Genomic DNA, 19,490 nt, shown 5'->3' with positions numbered 1-19,490 from the left:
CATGCACCTGCTCAGGACCCAGCCCGGCGGATTCGTGTCGGATGACAACATCGCCGACCTTGGACAAACCCCCGCCGAGCTGGTGATCCTGTGCAGCGGCGACTCCAGCCTGGCGCTGCTGGCCGAGGCCGCCGAGCAACTGCCAGCGGACTACCCCAGCTTTCGCCTGGCCAACCCGATGCAGGTGCAGAACCACGCCTCGGTGGACCTGTACGTCGACCAGGTGCTGCGCCATGCCAAGGTCATCCTGATTTCCCTGCACGGTGGCATCGCCTACTGGCGTTATGGCGTCGAGCAACTGGTGGAGCTGTCCCGGCGCGGGGTGCAACTGATCCTGGTGCCGGGGGACGACCGGCCCGACCCGGAGCTCAGCGACCTGAGCACGGTGTCGGCCGTGGAGCGCGACCGCCTGTGGCAGTTCCTGCGACAGGGCGGGCGAGAAAATGCGTTGAATTTCTACCGCTGCCTGAGCGGCTTGCTGGGGCGCGATTACCCCTGGAGCGAACCGCAGGTGCTGCCGCGCACCGCGCTCTATCACCCGGCCAGGAGCCAGGCCAGCCTGGCGGATTGGCAGGCCCACTGGCAGCCCGGCCAGGCGGTGGCGGCGCTGCTGTTCTATCGCTCGCACTTGCAGGCGGCCAACACCGCATTCATCGACCTGTTCTGCCAGCGCCTTGCGGCTGCCGGTCTCAACCCCTTGCCGATCGCCGTGGCCAGCCTCAAGGAGCCTGGCTGCCTGGCGCAGGTGCAAGACTGGCTGGATGAGACCGGTGCGGGAGTGATCCTCAACACCACCGGTTTCGCCCAGTCCAGCCCCGAGGCGCCACACCTGCGACCGTTTCGCCGCGACATCCCGGTGATCCAGGCCATCTGCGCCCAGGACAACGAGCCGGGCTGGCAGGCCAGCGAACAGGGCCTGGGCCCACGGGACCTGGCCATGCACATCGCCTTGCCCGAACTGGATGGACGCATCATCAGCCGGCCCATCAGCTTCAAGGACCTGGCCTGGCGCAGTGAGCGCAGCCAGTCGGACGTGGTCTGCTACCGCGGCCAGCCCGAGCGCATGGACTTCGTCGCCCGGCTGGCAAGCAACTGGGTCGAGCTGGGCCGCCTGGACAACCACCAGAAGCGCATCGCCCTGGTCCTGGCCAACTACCCGACCCGCGACGGGCGCATCGGCAACGGCGTGGGCCTGGATACCCCGGCGGCGGCGCTGAACATTCTCAAGGCCTTGCAGGCCGAGGGTTATCCGCTGCCTGGCGAGCTGCCGGCCAGCGGCACCGAGCTGATCCAGCAATTGCTCGGTGGCGTCAGCAACGATCTGGACAGCCTCGACCTGCGCCCTTGCCAGCAGAGCCTGGCCCTGGACGATTACCAGCGCCTATTCCAGGCATTGCCCGAGGCCAACCGCCAAGCGGTGCTGGAGCGCTGGGGCGCCCCGGAGCAGGACCCGATGTTCCGCAACGGGCGGCTGATGGTCGCTGGCCTGCGCCTGGGCCTGACCTTCATCGGCATCCAGCCGGCCCGGGGTTACCAGGTCGACCCCAGCGCGGTGTACCACGACCCGGACCTGGTGCCGCCCCATGCCTACCTGGCGTTCTATTTCTGGCTGCGCCAGGTCTACGGCGCCCACGCAGTGATCCACGTCGGCAAGCACGGCAACCTCGAGTGGCTGCCGGGCAAGGGTGTCGGCCTGTCGGCCCAGTGCTGGCCGGACGCCTTGCTGGGGCCGCTGCCGAACATCTACCCGTTCATCGTCAACGACCCAGGGGAGGGCGCCCAGGCCAAGCGCCGGACCCAGGCGGTGATCATCGATCACCTGATGCCGCCCCTGACCCGCGCCGAAACCTATGGCCCGCTGCGTAACCTGGAGCTGCTGGCCGACGAGTATTACGAGGCCCAGTTGCTCGACCCGCGCCGCGCCCGGGAGCTGCAACGGGACATCTTGCGCCTGGTGCGCGAGACCCAGATCGACCGCGAGCTGCAACTGGACGGACCACTGGAAGGCGAAGCCGATGCGGCGCTCTGGCTGCCACGGCTGGACACCTACCTGTGCGATCTCAAGGAATCGCAGATCCGCGACGGCCTGCATGTGTTCGGCGAATCGCCAGAAGGGCGCTTGCGCATCGATACGTTGCTGGCCCTGCTGCGCATCCCCCGGGGCGATGGCAAGGGCGCCCACGCCAGCCTGTTGCGGGCCCTGGCCAAGGCCTTCGAGTTGGGGTTCGATCCGCTGGATTGCGCCCTGGCCGAACCCTGGACCGGGCGGCGCCCACAGCCCCTGCAACAGCTCAGCGATGCTTTGTGGCGCACCGCTGGCGATGTGCGTGAACGTCTGGAAATCTACGCCGGGCGCTTGATCGAGGCAGCCTTGCAAGGCCCGGTAGCACAACTGGACGAAGCCGGTTGGGAGCCGGTACGCAGCATCATCGAAGGCTTGCGCGAGGTAGTGGCACCGCGCCTGGATGCCTGCGGCCCGGCGGAGATGCGCGGCCTGCTCGATGCCCTGCAAGGCCGCTTCGTGCCGGCGGGCCCCAGCGGCGCGCCCAGTCGCGGGCGCCTGGACGTGCTGCCCACCGGGCGCAATTTCTATTCCGTGGATGTGCGCAACCTGCCCACTACCACTGCCTGGCGCATCGGTTTCCAGTCGGCCAACCTGATCCTCGAGCGCCACCTGCAGGATCACGGCGACCACCTGCTGCAGCTGGGCCTCTCGGTCTGGGGCACGGCCACCATGCGCACCGGTGGCGACGATATCGCCCAGGCCATGGCGCTGATGGGCGTGCGGCCCGTCTGGGCCACCGGCAGCCAGCGGGTCGACGACTTCGAGATCCTGCCCTTGAGCCTGCTGGACCGGCCTCGGGTCGACGTGACCCTGCGGATTTCCGGGTTCTTCCGCGATGCCTTCGCCAACCTCATCCGCCTGTTCGACGCGGCGGTGCAGGCGGTGGCGGCCCTGGACGAGCCGGCCGACATGAACCCCCTGGCGGCCAGGGTCCGTGCCGAACGCGAAGCCTTGCAGGCTGGCGGCCTGGACCCGGAAGCAGCGGCGCGCCAGGCTGGCTGGCGGATCTTCGGGGCCAAGCCCGGGGCCTATGGCGCCGGGGTCCAGGGCGCCATCGACGGTCGGCTGTGGCAGAGCCGCGAGGACCTGGCCGAGGTCTACCTCAACTGGGGCGGCTACGCCTACGGCGGCAGCGATGAAGGCACCGCCGCCCGCGAACAGTTCGCCGCTCGCCTGGGCCGGGTCCAGGCGGTGGTGCAGAACCAGGACAACCGCGAGCACGACCTGCTGGATTCCAACGACTACTACCAGTTCCAGGGCGGCATGCTGGCGGCGGTGGAAAGCCTGGGCGGGGCCAAGGTCGCCAGCTACCACGGCGATCACAGCCAGCCCGACCTGCCGAAGATCCGCAGCCTCAAGGAAGAGCTCAACCGGGTGATCCGTTCCCGGGCGGTGAACCCGAAATGGATCGAGGGGGTCAAGCGCCACGGTTACAAGGGTGCCTTCGAAATGGCCGCGACCCTGGACAACCTGTTCGCCTTCGATGCCACCACCGAACTGATCGACGACCATCAGTACGCCTTGCTGGCCGATGCCTACCTGCTGGACGACTCGACCCGCGAGTTCGTTCGCCAGCATAATCCCCACGCCTTGCGCGATATGACCGAGCGTTTGCTGGAGGCCCAGCAGCGCGGCCTGTGGCAGCAGCCCGGAGCCTATCGCGAGGCCCTGGAGCATCTGCTGCTGGATATAGAAGAAGACTCCTGAGGGCACCTCTGAAAACTACCTGCGTTGTCATCGCTGCGTTAAAAACAGGCTGGTGCGCCAGCCCGGTCAAAATGCTCATTGACCCCTTGTAAACTGCGCTTTTTCGCCTGTTTTTGCCTTGCGCTGACTGCTTCGCCTACGTTTTTTAGAGGTGCCCTGACGCGGCGAATGCTGCGCACTCGATCGCGAGCCGGCTCGCGAAATCGTCCTTCGGGACCCCCGACCCAAGCGAGAACCCTAGATGAGCGACACCCCGCATTTCCCCTTGTCGGCCGTGGTCGGCGCCGATGCCCTGAAGCTGGCCCTGTGCCTGACCGCCATCGACCCGAAGATCGGTGGCGTGTTGATCGAGGGGCCACGGGGCATGGCCAAGTCGACCCTGGCCCGGGGGCTGGCGGATTTGCTGGCCAGCGGGCAGTTCGTCACCTTGCCCCTGGGGGCCAGCGAAGAGCGGCTGGTGGGTACCCTGGACCTGGATGCAGCCCTGGGCGAGGGGCGGGCGCAGTTCTCCCCGGGCGTTCTGGCCAAGGCCGACGGCGGGGTGTTGTATGTCGATGAGGTCAACCTGCTGCCCGACCACCTGGTGGACTTGCTGCTGGACGTGGCGGCCAGTGGCACCAACCTCATCGAGCGCGATGGCATTTCCCATCGGCATTCGGCGAAGTTCGTGCTGATCGGCACCATGAACCCGGAGGAGGGCGAGTTGCGCCCGCAACTGCTGGACCGCTTCGGTCTCAACGTGGCCTTGAGCGGCCAGGTCCTGCCTCTGGAACGCGGGCAGATCATCCGTCGGCGCCTGGATTTCGATAGCGACCCGCAGGGTTTCTGCAACCAATGGGCCCAGGCCCAGGCCGAACTGCGCCAGCGCTGCCAGCAGGCGCGGATGCTGCTGGAGCGTATCGCCCTGGATGACCAGGCCCTGGCGCAGATCACCGAGCGCTGTTTCGCCGCCGGGGTCGACGGCTTGCGTGCCGACCTGGTCTGGCTGCGGGCCGCCCGGGCCCATGCCGCCTGGCGTGGCGCTTCGGCCATCGCCGAGGAGGATATCGACGCGGTGGCGGAATTCGCCTTGCGCCATCGGCGCGGGCAGGCGCCCGCCGCACCGGCGCAGCAGCCCCAGTCGCCGGCACCGCAGCAGTCCGGGGCGCAGCGCGAGGCCCGCGAAGGCGCGGGCCAATGGGGTGACATGCCGGCCCAGGCACTGCCCACCGGCGCCCGGCGCGAGGTACCCAGCTGGCCAAAAAAGCCCTAGGCATCCGTTCCCGCTCTGGCCTGGGGGCGGATGCCAAGCCCCGGCCGGGGCGCCTGGACCAGGGACGACAAGGCCGCAGCCGGGCGGCGAGTTGCGGTCGTATCAACTGGCCAGGCACCTTGCTCAAGGGCCGCCCACGCCTGGTCGAGGACCTGCTGTGGCAACTGCGCAGTCGCACGCCCCATGAGTTGTGGCTGGTGATCGTCGACGCCTCGGCCTCGACGCGCCGGCATCACGCCTTGAGCGATGCCAAGGGCCTGCTGGCGCAGCTGTTCGACGATGCCTACCGGCAGCGGGCGCGCCTGGCCTTGCTCACCGCCAGCGGTCGGGCGCCACATTGGCAGGTCCAGGGGCTCAAGGCTTCCAAGGACCTGCGGCACTGGCTCGATGGCCTGGGCGCCGGCGGCGGTACGCCATTGCCCCAGGCCCTGGCCGAGGCCCGGCAGTGGCTGGAGCAGCGGCAACGGCGCTGGCCGGCAGAACAGCAGCGGGTGTTGCTGATCACCGACGGGCGCTTGAAGACCCTGCCGCCGGTCGACGCTCTGAATTGTCCGACCCTGTTGCTGGACATCGAGCGCAGCCCGATCCGCCTCGGTCGCGCCCGGGAGCTGGCCCAGCGCCTGGGCGCCGACTACCACCATATCGACCTGTAGGACCCCAAGCCCCGTGGCTCGTGCCGAGGCTGCGTACGGGCGCGCAGTGGCCGCAAGGCTTGGTAGCGCGATCTACCTGTTGCTCCAAGAGCGCTGTCCCAGGGCTCATATCGAGCCATGCACGGCCGGTAGCGGCAGCTACACTGCCTGCGCCAATCAGTGGAGCGATGCCATGCGGGTACTGGTGCACAACGACAAGGACGATTTTCGGGTCAAGGCCTACGCTGGCACCAATGGCGTGCTGCTGGCCATGGACCTGGATGCCAGCCGGCGCCAGGGCTTGCTGGGTTTCGCCATCGAGAAACAGACCGGCGACAAGCCCTGGCTGTTCCTGTTCAACAGCCTGACTTTCCCCGGCAAGACCCACACCTTCCCCCAGTACAACGCCACGCCCAGCAACCAGGCGCCGTTGCAGAAATTCCGTTGGGCCGACTACGCCGTCCACCCCGGTGCCACCCTCAATTACCGGGTGTACCTGGTCTATGGCAGCGCCGCTGCGCCGCAATTGGGAGAAATGCTGCAACTTGGCATCACCGCCGATAATGGCCTGCCTGCCGGGCAACGGGTGATCTTCAATCGGGCAGTGGCTGCCAGCCAGGCGTTCTCGCGCAAGTTTTCCGAGCTGGACGCTTTGCTCAGCGCCAACAAGAACCTGCCCATCGAAGCCTGGCCGGACGCGCCCCGGCAATGGCTGGAAAACGGCCTGTTGGGGCAACTGCTGGGGTTCATCCAGCGGGCCGCCGATGCCAGCTGGTGCCTGGATATCGCCATCTACGAGTACCAGTTGCCGGCCATTGTCGCTGCGGTCAATGCCGCTTTCGACCGGGGCGTGCAGGTGCGGGTGCTGTATCACGCAGGTCCCGGGGACGATGACACGGCGCAGAACCAGGCCAGCCTGCAGCACTTGCCCGAGGCTTGTAAGCGCGGGCGAGTGACCCACGCCATCTTCCACGACAAGTTCATCGTCCTCGGTCGCCTGGATGCCGGCGGGCAGCGCCAGGACATCGCGGTCCTGTGCGGCAGCACCAACTTCACCGCCAATGGCGTGTACCGCCAGGCCAACGTGGTGCACTGCCTGGACAACACGGACATCGCCAGCCGCTACCTGCAAGTGTTCGAGCAGATCTGGGCAGCGCCGGCGGATGTCGGTGCCACCCGCAAATGGTTGACCCAGCACAACCCCATGCAGCCTGCGGCAGCGCTGTTCGCCGGTTTCTCGCCGCGAACCGGGCAGGGCGACCTCGACGAGTTCGTGCGGATCATCAACGGCGCCCGCCGTGACTTGCTGTTCGTCACCGCCTTTGCCTTGCCCGACCGGATCCTCGATGCCTTGCTCGGCCAGCCCCACGACGACGTGCTGCGCTATGGCCTGCAGAATACCGCCAGCCGCATCACCGGTTTCCATGCCGACCGCACGGCGGAGTTCGCCGCCACGGCCTTGCTCAACAACGGCCTGGAAGGCTGGCTCAAGGAAGGCCTCAAGGGGCAGAAGGGCAACTTGCTGGTGCACACCAAGGCTGTGGTCACCGATTTCACCAGCGATGCGCCGGTGATCATCAGCGGCAGCCACAACCTCAGTGTCGGCGCCAGCCAGGGCAACGACGAGAACTTCCTGATCATCCGTGGCGATACCGACCTGGCGGACCGCTATGGCCTGGAACTGCTGCGCTTCTACGAGCACTACCGGTTCCGTTACTTCGCCCGGCAATTGGCGCTCAAGCAGGTCCAGCCCCTGGCCACCAACGATAGCTGGAGCGACGACTACTACCGGGAAGGCGACTTGCGCCAGCTCTCGCGCCTGCGTTTTTCCGGGCGTTGAGGTTGGACAAAGGACCCCGGGCAGGCACGGCTCGGGGGGGCTCTTGCGCTGGCAACTCTTACCTTGCTCTGGACTGCGCTCGTTGTGTATAGAAGGCGTCCGGCTGTTCCAACCCAAGCTAAGGAGTGCAATCGATATGTGCGGGATCGACCACAACAACCAGCCCGATATCGCCAGGCTCCTCGAGGGACTGCCCAGGAACTGGGGCAAATGGGGGCCAGACGACGAGGTCGGCGCCCTCAACTACCTGCAGCAGGCCGAGGTGCTGCGTGGCGTTGCCGCGGTGCGCCAGGGCAAGACCTTCACCCTGCAGGTGCAGATCGGCCATCCGGGCGGCGATCCGATGTGGCCGGCGCGCAGCCCATCCATGCGCTTCAACACCCTGGACCGCAGTCACTACCAGGCCGGCAAGCAGCCCTCGATGGGCGGCGGTGCCGAGTATTGCGACGACGTGATCTTCATGCAGTTGCAGGGCTCGACCCAGTACGACGCCTTGGGCCATGCCTGGTATGACAACCAGTTGTGGAACGGCTACGACGCCAGCACTACGGTGGGTGGCATGGCCAAAGCCAGCGTGCTGCCGATCGCCGAACGCGGGATCGTGGGGCGTGCGGTACTGATCGACATGGCCCGCCACCGGGGCAAGAAGTACCTGGGCCGTGGCGAGACCTTCGATCACCAGGACCTGCTGGCCGCGGCCAAGGCCCAGGGCGTTGTCATCGAAAAGCGCGACATCCTGATCATCCGCACCGGCTCCATGGGGGCTTTCTATGAGTACGGCAAGACCGAGTTCTTCAAGGACCTGGTGGAGCCGGGGCTGACCTACAGCCGCGAGCTGGTGGAGTGGTTCGACCAGATGGAGATCCCCAACCTGGTGACCGATACCATCGCCAACGAGGTGATCACCGATCCGGCGTCGGGGGTGCAGATCCCGCTGCATTGCGCACTGATGCGCAACCTGGGCATCGCCTTCACCGAGATCGTGCTGCTCGAGGACCTGGCTGAGGACTGCGCGGCCGATGGCCAGTGGACCTTCCTCTACACCGCCGCGCCGTTGAAGATCGTCGGCGGCAGCGGCGCCCCGGTGAACCCGGTGGTGATCAAGTAGCGCCAGCCAGGGTGCTGGAGTCCGGGCGGCCAAGGGTTTACCCTGCCGCCCGTTTCCACCACCGATATGGACCTTCGACCTCCCGTGACCGATACCTCCTCGCCAGACTGTGTCTATTGTTCTTCCCTCGATCACCAAAGCGCCCAGCGAGCGGTACTCGAGACCCTGCAGATCATCGCGGCCCATCCCGAGGCCGATGAAGATCGGATCGTCGAGCTGCTGCAAGAACGCGGCCACTCGCGGATCGCTGCGGAAAAACTCAATGTCTTCGTGCCCACCGCCTTGGGCTGGCCGGTACTCAAGCGCCTGGGCGTGGAGCTTTGCAGCGGATATTTCATCGCCTATGACGACAACGATGAGGAAGTGCAGATACCGGTTGCCGGCCAGCACTATTTCATCGCCGCGTTGCAACTGGCCCAGCGCACCCTGGAGCAGGGTTTCAGCGAAGAACTGTCGCTTCAGGCCTACGAACGTGTGATCGGGCGCAGTGCCGAGATCAATGCGGTGAACAAGGCCCTGGCCCAGGACGTGAGCGTAGAGGGCGGCAGCCTTGGGCCATTGAAGTTGTTGCGCATCCGCGCCGGTGACCTGCTGGCCGATGTAGCCGGCTGACGCATTGCTGGCATCTCGAGCGGGCATGGGGTTACCCTGCCGCGCGTTTTCCACCACCGATATGGACCTTCGACCTGCCATGAGCGATACCTGCCCGCCAGACTGTGCCCATTGTTCTCCCGACGTCGATCATGAAACCGCCCACCGCGCCGTGCTCGATGCCTTGCAAGTCATGGGAGCCCACCCCGAGGCCGACGAGGACCGGATCGTCGAGCTGCTGCAGGAGCGGGGCTATTCGCCGATCGTTGCCGAAAAGCTCAATGCCTTCGTGCCGGCGGCCCTGAGCTGGCCCATGCTCAAGCGCCTGGGGGTGGCATCCTTCGTCGGGCATTTCATCGTCTATGACGACAACGACGAAGAGGTACAGGTACCGGTTGCCAGCCAGCATTACTTCACCGCCGCGCTGACCCTGGCCTACTGGACCGTCGAGCAGGGCTTCACCGCCGAGTTGCCCAGCAGCACTTACCAGCTGGTCGCCGGCCGCAGCGCCGAGATGGATGCCGTGAACCAGATCCTGCACAAGGGTGGCAGTGTGCAGGGGGCCACGGTCGGCCCGTTGCAATTGCTGCGCATCAGTGCCAGCGAGATGCTGGCCTAGCTCCTCAACCGATGAAGATGATCTTCGACACCAGCTCCGCACTGTTCTTGGCCTGAAGTTTCTTCATCAGCCGGGCGCGGTGCACTTCCACGGTGCGATGGGAGATGCCCAGCTTGCGCGCCACCTCCTTGCAGGTCAGGCCGTTGACGATATGCAGGGATATCTCTCGTTCGCGCGGGGTCAGGCGGATCGACGGCGCTGTCTGGCGGTCCAGGCGCTCGAAGTGCCAGACCATCAGCTCGAACGGGTCCAGCGGGGTCAGGGAGAACCCCTGGGCCCGGGCCCAGAACACCTCGCCATTGCGATGCTGCATGAAGCGTTCGTCGCTGTAGGAATCGCTGGGGCCGCTGCGCAGCCAGTGTTCGCTGCGTTCGCCAATGTTTTGGTAGTCGGCGTGCGAGGGGTACAGCAGCAGGGTCAGGTGGTCGCGCAGGTGCTCGCGTTCATAGCCGAACAGGCGGACGAAGGCCTGGTTGCAGTCGAGTATCCGTCGGTGCCCGGTGATCAACTGCGGTGCGGGGGAAACCTGGAATGCCAGGCGCTCGAGGTCCTGGAATCGCTGGGTATGTAGGGTCATTGGGCATCCTGCCTCGAGGTGGTCGGCGCACTTGCCAGGAGGCGGGCACTACTTACAGGAGTAGGTAGTTGCCCCAACTAGCTTGGGATTCGGGCGCTGGATCATTCTATGGAATCCCCGCTTCAAGGACAGAAGAAAATCACCATGACCCACGATTCCGTATCCATCGTCGCTGCCGCCCATAGTCCTTTCGGTCGCCTGGATGGCCTGAACCTCGAAGACCTGATCGTCAAGGTCACGCGCGAAGCCCTGGCGGACGCTGCGATCGATGCTGCCGAGATCGACGCACTGTTTCTCGGCCACTTCAATTCCGGCCTGGTGTCCGATGGTTTTCCCGCCTCGCTGATGCTCCAGGCCGATCCCAAACTGCGCTTCAAGCCTGCCACCCGTTGCGAGAACGCCTGTGCTTCCGGTTCGGCGGCGATCCAGGCCGGGATCAACGCGATCCGCAGTGGCGCCGCCGAACTGGTGCTGGTGGTGGGCGCGGAGAAAATGACCAGCAACAGCACCGCCGAGGTCACCCGGGCCCTGGCTGGCGCCGGCTACCAGAACGATACGCGGGAGGCCGGCCTGAGCTTCGCCCAGTTGTTCGGCCAGGTGGCGCAGCAGTACACCGAGCGCTACCACAGCCCGCTGGCCTCGATGGCGGCGATCGCAGTGAAGAACCATGCCAACGCCATGGCCAACCCCCTGGCGCAGATGCACCGGTTGATGGATTTCGAGCACTGTAACAGCGTCTCCCAGAGCAACCCGCTGATCGCGCCGCCGCTGCGCCTGACCGACTGCTCGCTGATCAGCGACGGCGCGGCGGCGATCGTCCTGGCCTCGTCCCATCGCGCCCGCTCGATGCGGCGCCAGGTAGCGATCCGCGCCATGGTCCAGGTCAACGACCTGCTGCCCATGGCCAGCCGCGACGTGCTGGCCTTCGAAGGCCCGCAGCGGGCGATCCATGGCGCGCTGCGTGAGTCCGGGGTGACCCTGGGCGACCTGAGCTTCGCCGAGGTCCACGACTGCTTCACCATCGCCGAACTGCTGATCTACGAGGCCATGGGCCTGGCGCCCAAGGGCGAGGGGCACCGCGCCATCGACGACGGCATCGTGCGCCAGGGCGGACGCCTGCCGGTGAACCTGTCCGGCGGGCTCAAGGCCAAGGGGCACCCGGTGGGGGCCACCGGAGTATCGATGCATGCCCTGGGCTTTGCCCAGCTGGTCGGCGAGCCCATTGGCCTGGGCGTGCCCGGCGCCGAATTCGGCCTGCTGTTCAACATGGGCGGCATGGCCGTGGCCAACTATGCCAGCGTGCTGCAAGCGGTCAGGACCTGAGGATGAATATCGCCCAATGGCTGCTCGATGCGGCCCAGCGGTGGCCGCAGCGCGCGGCGCTGTTCGAGGGTAGCCGGCAGGTTGCCGACTACCAGGCGTTTGCCGCCAGAGCCCGCGACCGGGCCCTGGAGCTGCGCCAACAGCATGGCATCGTCCCCGGCGAACGGGTGGCGCTGCTGTTGAAGAACAGCTGCGCCTATCTTGAGCTGCTGTACGCCATCTGGTGGAGCGGGGCGGTGGCGGTGCCGATCAACCACAAGCTGCACGCCCTGGAGGCCGCCTGGATCGCCGGTAATGCCGGGGCACGGTTGATCTACACCGACGACGGCCGGGTCTTCGACGGTACGGCGCTGCCAGAGGGCTGTCGCGAACTGGCGGTAGCGGCGGCCCTGCCTGGGGAGGCGCCAGGTGCCGAGCTCCTGGAGCCCTGCCCGCGACAGGACAGCGACCTGGCCTGGCTGTTCTATACCTCCGGCACCACCGGGCGCTCCAAGGGGGTGATGCTGTCCCATGGCAACCTGCTGGCCATGTCCCTGTGCTACCCGCTGGATGTCGACCCGGTCTCGGCGGACGACGCGGTGGTCTATGCCGCGCCGCTGTCCCATGGCGCCGGGTTGTACAACTTCATCCACGTACGCTGTGGCGCCCGGCACGTGGTGCCGGCGTCCCGGGGCTTCCAGGCACAGGAGCTGTTCGAGCTGGCGCAAGAGCTGGGACAGGTCAGCCTGTTCGCCGCGCCGACCATGGTCAAGCGCATGGTGGAGCAGGCGCGGCAGCAGGGTTACACCGGGCAGGGAATCAAGACCATCGTCTATGGCGGCGGCCCGATGTACCTGGCGGACCTGACTGCGGCCCTGGATACCTTCGGCCCACGACTGGTGCAGATATACGGCCAGGGCGAATGCCCGATGACCATCACCGCCTTGTCCCGGGAGACCATCGCCGACCGTGGCCAGGCCGACTGGCCGGCCATCGCCGCTTCGGTCGGGCGGGCCCAGGCCTGCGTCGAAGTACAGGTCCTGGATGCCTCGGGCCAGCCCCTGGCGCCCGGCGAACCGGGAGAAATCGCCGTGCGCGGGGCGCCGGTGATGCAGGGCTACTGGAACAATCCGCAAGCCACCCAGGCGGCCCTGGTGGACGGTTGGCTGCGTACCGGCGATGTGGGTTTCCTCGATGGGCAGGGCTACCTGACCCTGACCGACCGCTGCAAGGACGTGATCATTTCCGGCGGCAGCAACATCTACCCGCGGGAAGTCGAGGAAGTGCTGATGCAGCACCCCGGCGTGTTCGAGGTTTGCGTGGTGGGAGAGGCCGATGCCGAGTGGGGCGAGTCGGTGGTGGCCTTCGTGGTCGCACGCTCATCGGCGAGCCTCGATGAACAGGCCCTCGGCCAGTGGTTCGTGGAGCGCATGGCCTCGTTCAAGAAACCGCGCAAGTACCTGTTCTGCGCCGAGCTGCCGAAGAACAGCTACGGCAAGATCCTCAAGACCCGCCTGCGTCAGTGGCTCAAGGACCCTGCACAGGCACTGGCCGAGCTCTGACACAACTTTTTTCCATGGATTGCACCACGACAGGAGTCCCCGACATGGGCGTGCCACCTTCCAACTCCCGGCGCCAGCGGCGCCGGGCCTTCATCGGCGCCACTTCCGGCCACTTGATCGAGTGGTACGACTACGGCGTCTACGGTTTCCTGGCCCTGTACATCGGCAAGGCCTTCTTTGTCTCCGACGACCCCACCAGCAGCCTGCTGGCGAGCTTCGCCGCCTTTGCCCTGAGTTTCTTCATCCGGCCCCTGGGCGGCCTGTGCTTCGGGCCACTGGCCGACAAGATCGGCCGGCGCAAGACCCTGATCACCGTGCTGGTGTTGATGTCCGCTTCCACCTGCCTGCTGGGCCTGCTGCCGACCTACGCCAGCATCGGTATCGCCGCGCCGATCCTCCTGATCCTGATCCGCTGCGTGCAGGGCTTCTCCGCCGGGGGCGAGATCGGCACCATCACCAGCTTCATTTCCGAGTACGCCGGCCCTGGCCGCCGGGGTTTCGCCACCTGCTGGCTGATGGTCACCGCCGTGCTCGGGCTGTTGCTGGGCGGTGCCGTGGCCAATGGCATGACCTGGACCCTGGGCGCCGAGGTGATGCAGGACTGGGGCTGGCGCATCCCGTTCCTGATCGCCGGGCCCTTGGGCGTGATCTCGCTGTACATCCGCCTGAAGCTGGAGGACAGCCCGGAGTTCCTGGCCCTGGTCGAAGCGGGGCAGACGTCCAAGGCGCCGCTGCGCGAGGTCTGGCAGTGGAAGCGGGCCGTCGCCCTGGTGTTCTTCATCATCACCCTGCACAGCTCGATCTTCTACCTGGTGCTGACGTTCGCCTCGACCTACATGTCCAACACCTTGAAGTTCGACAGCGGCACCACCTTGCTCTACGTGTTCGTCGCCAGCCTTGCAGCGGCGCTGGTGATGCCTTTCGGCGGCGCCTTCACCGACCGCTACGGTCGCAAGCCGTTCCTGATGGTGATCGGCGTGCTGGCGACCCTGGCCATGTACTGGTTCTTCAAGGCCGCGCCTACGGCGACCCCGGCCACGCTGTTCTGGCCGTTGATGGCGGTGGCTATCCTGTTCGGGTTGTATGCCTCCTCGACCTACGCGCTGATGAGCGAGTTGCTGCCGACGCGCGTCCGCTCCACCGGCATCGCGGTGGCCTACAACATCCCGGTGGCGGCGTTCGGCGGCAGTGCACCGCTGATTTCCACCTGGCTGATCAAGGTCACCGGCGACATCAGTGCGCCCTGGTACTTCTACGTGGCGACCGGGGTCGCTTCGCTGCTGGCCCTGGTGATCCTGCGCCAGGAAGACTTCGTCGCCTGTACCCACGATGCCCGCGAACAGCCTCGGCCGGCCTCAGGATTGCTGGCCAATCCATAAGCTGGAACCAGGCCTTGTTGCGTCGGCTCTAGGCGGGCCGGCGCCACAGGCCGTACGTCGCGACCAGTCGGCAAGGGCCGCGGTCCTGGTTTATGGTGTGCGACGGCGCTGGACCCGCCCGGGTCCGGCAGCCTGAGCCTCCAGCCAGGGACAGCGGCCTTGAACCCCCATCTTTTTCATTTCTCCAGCCAGGCCTATCCGCCGGCGCAACGCTTCGAAGTGTGGCGCGACGAGGTCAACGCGATCTTCCAGATCGGTATCGAGCAGGCGCTGGCGCCGCGCTTCAACTACCAGTTGAGCACCGGCTACGCGGGCTCGATCCTGATCGGTTGCGGCTCCTGGGTCGGGGCTGGCGAGCCGGTGGCCTATGGTGTCCGCCGCCCGCAGCAGATGATTCGCCGCGATGGTCTGGACCACCTGTACCTCTGCCTGGGATTGAACCATTCGTTGCACGGCATGGCTGGCCGGACCCCATTGCAGGCCGGGCCTTCGAGCATCTATGTGCTGGACCTGGCCCGCGAGTTGGACTCGCAGATCATTGCAGGCGACACGGTGATCCTGACCCTGGCCCGGGACCTGCTGAGCCCACGCATCCGCGCCGCCAACCTGCACGGCAGCCTGGTCCGGGGCGCACTGGGCGGTCTGCTCGGCGACTACATGCGCAGCCTGCGCCGGCAACTGCCGTCGTTCCATGGTGAAGAGCTGGCCGCCGTCGAGCAGGCGACCCTGGCCATGGTCACAGCGGCGCTGGCGCCCAGTGCCCAGAGCCTGGCGGAGGCGGAGGGACCGATCAATCGCACGTTGTTGCAGCGGGTGCGGCGGTTCATCGAGGCGCACCTGCGCTCGGCCGAGCTGAGCCCGCAGTTGATCTGTCGCGAGGTGGGTATTTCCAGGGCCCAGTTGTACCGGCTGTTCGCCGAGGAGTCGGGCGTGGTCGCCTATATCCAGCAGTGCCGCCTGGACCGGGTGCGGCGGATCCTGGAAAGCCCCCTTGGCGCCCACCAGCGTATCTCGGCCCTGGCCTTCGACCATGGCTTCAAGAGTGAGTCGCACTTCAGCCGGGTGTTTCGCCAGGCCTTCGGCTATTCACCCCGGGATGCCCGGGACCGGCGCCCGGCCACGCTACCTGCCAAGGCTGGAGCCGTGAGCGTCGAAGGCCCGGGATCGCTGCTCGAGGTACTTGATCGACTCGACACCCAGGCGCGTTTGAGACGCTGAGCACAGTGTTGGAGACCCACAGGACAATCGGCCCCGAGGGCCGCTGATAGCATCTTTTTCGCCCATTCCCCAGGCCGGGCCGCGCCGTGCGGCCGACCGCGAAAGGAATCCCCTAGGTGAGCCGTTCATGGGACATGAAGGCTCCTGGATACGTGAAGAGGATGTTATGAAACTTCGACTGATGTGCATCGCCACCCTGGCCCTGGTCTCTGCATGCAATGGCAATGGCGGTCTGAATATCCCTGGCATGGCCCAGGGCAGCGGACCCCAGGCGCAGATCTACGATGCATCGTTCGCCAAGCGCAACTTCGTGGTCGGCAAGACTTCGCTGGACGATGTGCAACGCCTGTGCGGCGATACCCCGGAAAAGCGCTATGCCTCCGATGGCAGCGAGTACTGGACCTACCGCAGCGATGTGAACAGCGGCGGCTATGCACCCGGGCGCTCGACCATGCAGCAGATGCTCGCCAAGGCCTGGAGCCATGTGCCGTCCAATGAGGTGACCGGCGCCGCGGCCAACGAATACAACCTGGCCACGGGGGGCAATGGAGTGGTGGCCGGCATGACCAACCAGCTCATGGGCAAGCCCACTGGCCCGGCGCACATGCTGCAGCTGTACTTCAAGCAAGGCGTGTTGCAGTCCTACAGCTTGAATTGAGGTCGCTGCTTGCCAGGCTGCCCCGGGAGTGAATTATCATACGCCGTATGTTTATTCCCCAGAGGCACCGCGACATGGCATTCGGCAAGGTATTCATCGCCACTTCGGTGGACGGCTTCATCGCCCGCGACGATGGCAGCATCGATTGGCTGCCGCCTGGTGAACCTGGGGCAGACCATGGTTATGCGGCCTTCATCGACTCGGTGGATGGCATCGTCATGGGGCGCAGCACCTACGACACGGTGCTGGGGTTCGAGCCCTGGCCGTTCACCAAACCAGTGGTGGTGATGAGCCGCACCCTGGACCCCGCCGATGTGCCGGCGCACCTGGCCGATCGGGTGCGCATCAGTGGTGCCGAACCGGTGCACCTGGTGGCGCAGTTGCAGGCCGAGGGCTGGCGCCAGGCCTATATCGATGGCGGTATGTTGATCCGGGCCTTTCTCCGGGAGGGGCTGATCGGTGAGATGGTCCTGACCCGGGTGCCGGTGCTGATCGGCAGTGGCCGGCCGTTGTTCGGTCCCCTGGAGCAGGACCTGCGCCTGCACTGCCTCGATACCAGGCAATACGCCAATGGCCTGGTCAGCAGCCGCTACCGCGTGCAATCCCCATCCCGGGGCGATCGCCATGATTGAGGTACGCAAGCGCAGCGGGCGCCCGGCTGCCGGCCGGGCCCTGAACCTGGACCAGGTGCTGGACTGCGCCCTGGTACTGCTCGAGGAACTGGGCCCCCAAGGCTTCGGGATCCGCGCCCTGGCCCGGCAACTGGGCATCACCCCGATGTCGGTGGCTTACCACGTGGGCGACCAGCAGCAATTGCTGCGCCTGCTGGTGGAGCGGGTGCATGGCGTGCCGCTGCCCGAGCCGGCGGCGCAGGCCGCGCCGATGGAGCGGGTCCGATGGCTGCTCGGGCACTACATGGACCGGGTGCGCCGGCACCCGGCGCTGACGTTGTGTGTCCTCGGCGATCCGCAGCTGTTCGGCGGCTCGCTGGCAGCCTTCAGCGACCAACTGCGTGTTGAAGTGCAGCGCTTCGACGCCGAGCCCGAGCTGCTGTTCGATCTGCTGGTGGACTACACCCACGGCCACGCCCTGGCGCTGGCCTTGGCCGGGGAGGGCGCGCCACCGCTTGCCGGGGCCTTCGAGGCCGGCCTGCGGCGCCTGTTGCGCTGAGGCCCAGGCGTGACCGGGAGCGGCCGTTCCTGGCACGGGTGTCTGGCCTGCGCATCGATGCACTCTTCTTCACAGAAAATCACTGAGTTGCGACAGATTGCAACGGATGCCCTGGGGATACTGGCCAGGCTCCGAAGGAGCATGAAGGACCGCCACGTGAGAAGAGGAAGACATCCATGCGTTCAATGCTTGCAACCTTGTTGCTCTCCCTGGGGAGCACGACGCTGGCCAATGCCGCGGCGACCCCGGCGTTTGACCAGGTGTTCCGCGATTTGAAGTCGGACCAGCCCGGTTGCGCCGCGGGGGTCATGCGTGATGGCAAGGTTATCTGGAGTGCCGGTTACGGCATCGCCAACCTGCAGACCGGTGCGCCGATCAGGACCGATACTCTCTTCAACCTGGCCTCGGTGTCCAAGCAGTTCACCGCCTTCGCCATTCTCCAGCTCGAGGCCCAGGGGCGCCTGAGCCTGGACGATTCGGTCCGGCGCTTCTTCCCCGAGTTGCCGGTATACGCCCAGGACATCAAGATCCGCCACCTGCTGCACCACACCTCGGGCCTGCAGGACTACATGTTCCTGGCCGAGCTGGCCGGTATCGGCTACTCCCAGCGCTTCACCCAGCAGCAGGCGCTGCAGATGCTGTTCAAGCAGAACACCGCGATGTTCCCGTCCGGGGTCGAGTTCAGCTACAGCAACAGCGGCTACATGCTGCTGTCCAGCATCGTCGAGCGGGTTTCGGGCATGTCGCTGAAGAACTTCTCCCAGGTCCATATCTTCAAGCCCCTGGGCATGACCCGCACGAGCATCGTCGACCAGTACCCGCTGCAATTGCCGAACCTGGCCGAGAGCTACGAGCAGGACCCCAAGACCAAGGCCTACCAGTTCGCGGATGTGCGCTGGGAGCAGACCGGCGATGGCCAGGTGCACAGCACCGTGGTGGATGTAATGCGCTGGATGCGTAATTTGTCCACGGGGAGGGTCGGGGGCCCGGCCCTGTCGCAGAAGATGCGCCAGACCGAACCGCTGGCCGACGGCGACCCCGGCTACTACGCCATGGGCGTCGGCATCTCGCGTTATCGCGGGTTCGATGAGGTGTCCCACAGCGGTGGCTGGGCTGGCTACAACACCCATGTGGCCTGGTACCCGAAGATGGAGCTGGCCACCGTGGTGCTGTGCAATTCGCCGGTTCCGGATGCTTCGGCGCGTGGCTATGCGCTGATGGACGCGGTGCTGGGCTCGCCCAGTCCGTCCCCGGGCCACGATATCCCGCCACCGGTACCCAGCATCAGGGCCGTTCCACCGGCTCCGTTGAACACCCTGGTGGCCGGTACCTACCTCGACGACTCGGGGCATCAGTTCCAGCTGCAACGCAGCGACAGTAGTTTCACCCTCAATACCTTCCCCGACACGCTGGCGTTGTCCCGACTGAGCGAGCACCTGATGGCGGCCGATAACGACGGCTCGCCGATCTACTTGGCTGCGACTTCGGGAGCGCGCATCGTATCCACCAACCCGGCCTCGACCTACACCCTGGCCGCCCCCTGGAAGCCCCAGGATATCCAGCGATATGTGGGGGTCTACAAGTTGCAGACCTCATCCGGACAGCTCAAGGTCTACCCCAAGCAAGGCAAGCTCTACATTCGCATCGGCAAGCACACCTATCCCATGCAACCGCTGGCGGCAGAGCGATTCAGCGCCCAGGACCTGGGGGTGATCCGCTTCGAGCAGGATGGCCAGGTGCTGACCAGCAGCCTGGCGCGCAACCTGCGGTTCGTGCGCGCCAAGGCCAAGTGATCCTGGGTATTACCTAC

At 66.2% G+C, this 19,490-nt stretch carries 16 protein-coding genes; 15 read left to right on the top strand and 1 reads right to left on the bottom strand.

Going from position 1 to position 19,490, the window contains the following annotated elements; all coding sequences use genetic code 11:
- Nucleotide 1: 1 nt before the first annotated feature.
- From cobN to GDH07_RS25635, 7 genes are all read left to right on the top strand, one after another.
- Complete coding sequence (gene cobN / locus GDH07_RS25665; RefSeq protein ID WP_152899312.1) at nucleotides 2-3,772, top strand: cobaltochelatase subunit CobN; 3,771 nt, start codon at nucleotides 2-4, stop codon at nucleotides 3,770-3,772.
- 241 nt (nucleotides 3,773-4,013) lie between these two features.
- Nucleotides 4,014-5,024 carry a magnesium chelatase ATPase subunit I gene (locus GDH07_RS25660; RefSeq protein WP_152899311.1) on the top strand — a complete coding sequence of 337 codons (1,011 nt, stop codon included), beginning with the start codon at nucleotides 4,014-4,016 and terminating at the stop codon, nucleotides 5,022-5,024.
- Nucleotides 5,025-5,077: 53 nt separating this feature from the next.
- A complete protein-coding gene (locus GDH07_RS25655) occupies nucleotides 5,078-5,677 on the top strand; it encodes a VWA domain-containing protein (protein WP_152899310.1) in 600 nt (199 codons plus the stop codon).
- A 172-nt stretch (nucleotides 5,678-5,849) separates the two neighbouring features.
- Nucleotides 5,850-7,496 (top strand): phospholipase D-like domain-containing protein, encoded by a 1,647-nt coding sequence (locus tag GDH07_RS25650; protein WP_152899309.1) that lies wholly within the window; start codon nucleotides 5,850-5,852, stop codon nucleotides 7,494-7,496.
- 136 nt (nucleotides 7,497-7,632) lie between these two features.
- Nucleotides 7,633-8,604: a cyclase family protein gene (locus GDH07_RS25645; RefSeq protein WP_152899308.1), complete on the top strand. Its 972-nt coding sequence runs from the start codon at nucleotides 7,633-7,635 to the stop codon at nucleotides 8,602-8,604.
- Nucleotides 8,605-8,688: 84 nt separating this feature from the next.
- Nucleotides 8,689-9,216: a hypothetical protein gene (locus tag GDH07_RS25640; RefSeq protein ID WP_246196038.1), complete on the top strand. Its 528-nt coding sequence runs from the start codon at nucleotides 8,689-8,691 to the stop codon at nucleotides 9,214-9,216.
- A 79-nt stretch (nucleotides 9,217-9,295) separates the two neighbouring features.
- The gene (locus tag GDH07_RS25635; protein ID WP_152899307.1) at nucleotides 9,296-9,814 is read left to right on the top strand and encodes a hypothetical protein; all 519 of its coding nucleotides are present in this window, start codon (nucleotides 9,296-9,298) and stop codon (nucleotides 9,812-9,814) included.
- Nucleotides 9,815-9,818: 4 nt separating this feature from the next.
- Here the strand turns inward: GDH07_RS25635 and GDH07_RS25630 are convergent, their stop codons facing one another.
- Nucleotides 9,819-10,391, bottom strand: coding sequence for a response regulator transcription factor (locus tag GDH07_RS25630; RefSeq protein ID WP_152899306.1), 573 nt, complete (start codon nucleotides 10,389-10,391; stop codon nucleotides 9,819-9,821).
- 144 nt (nucleotides 10,392-10,535) lie between these two features.
- Between GDH07_RS25630 and GDH07_RS25625 the strand changes: the two genes are divergently transcribed.
- The 8 genes from GDH07_RS25625 (at nucleotide 10,536) to GDH07_RS25590 (ending at nucleotide 19,473) form a co-directional block, all read left to right on the top strand.
- The gene (locus GDH07_RS25625) at nucleotides 10,536-11,714 is read left to right on the top strand and encodes an acetyl-CoA acetyltransferase (RefSeq protein ID WP_031320057.1); all 1,179 of its coding nucleotides are present in this window, start codon (nucleotides 10,536-10,538) and stop codon (nucleotides 11,712-11,714) included.
- 2 nt (nucleotides 11,715-11,716) lie between these two features.
- Nucleotides 11,717-13,255, top strand: a complete 1,539-nt coding sequence (locus tag GDH07_RS25620; protein WP_152899305.1) for a class I adenylate-forming enzyme family protein — start codon at nucleotides 11,717-11,719, stop codon at nucleotides 13,253-13,255.
- A gap of 44 nt (nucleotides 13,256-13,299) precedes the next feature.
- A complete protein-coding gene (locus GDH07_RS25615) occupies nucleotides 13,300-14,634 on the top strand; it encodes an MFS transporter (protein ID WP_152899304.1) in 1,335 nt (444 codons plus the stop codon).
- A 159-nt stretch (nucleotides 14,635-14,793) separates the two neighbouring features.
- Complete coding sequence (locus GDH07_RS25610) at nucleotides 14,794-15,852, top strand: helix-turn-helix domain-containing protein (protein ID WP_152899303.1); 1,059 nt, start codon at nucleotides 14,794-14,796, stop codon at nucleotides 15,850-15,852.
- A 166-nt stretch (nucleotides 15,853-16,018) separates the two neighbouring features.
- Nucleotides 16,019-16,510 (top strand): hypothetical protein, encoded by a 492-nt coding sequence (locus GDH07_RS25605; protein ID WP_152899302.1) that lies wholly within the window; start codon nucleotides 16,019-16,021, stop codon nucleotides 16,508-16,510.
- 74 nt (nucleotides 16,511-16,584) lie between these two features.
- Entirely contained in the window at nucleotides 16,585-17,142 is a 558-nt protein-coding gene (locus GDH07_RS25600) for a dihydrofolate reductase family protein (RefSeq protein WP_152899301.1), read from the top strand.
- Nucleotides 17,135-17,680 (top strand): TetR/AcrR family transcriptional regulator, encoded by a 546-nt coding sequence (locus GDH07_RS25595; RefSeq protein WP_022639390.1) that lies wholly within the window; start codon nucleotides 17,135-17,137, stop codon nucleotides 17,678-17,680. The genes GDH07_RS25600 and GDH07_RS25595 overlap by 8 nt, the downstream gene beginning before the upstream one ends.
- 176 nt (nucleotides 17,681-17,856) lie before the next feature.
- Nucleotides 17,857-19,473 carry a serine hydrolase domain-containing protein gene (locus GDH07_RS25590; RefSeq protein ID WP_152899300.1) on the top strand — a complete coding sequence of 539 codons (1,617 nt, stop codon included), beginning with the start codon at nucleotides 17,857-17,859 and terminating at the stop codon, nucleotides 19,471-19,473.
- Nucleotides 19,474-19,490 lie beyond the last annotated feature (17 nt).

Source organism: Pseudomonas piscis, from assembly GCF_009380155.1.
Classification (GTDB): Bacteria; Pseudomonadota; Gammaproteobacteria; order Pseudomonadales; family Pseudomonadaceae; genus Aquipseudomonas; species Aquipseudomonas piscis.
The sequence above is the reverse complement of the archived record's forward strand: the minus strand, read 5'-3'. Positions and strand labels throughout refer to the sequence as shown.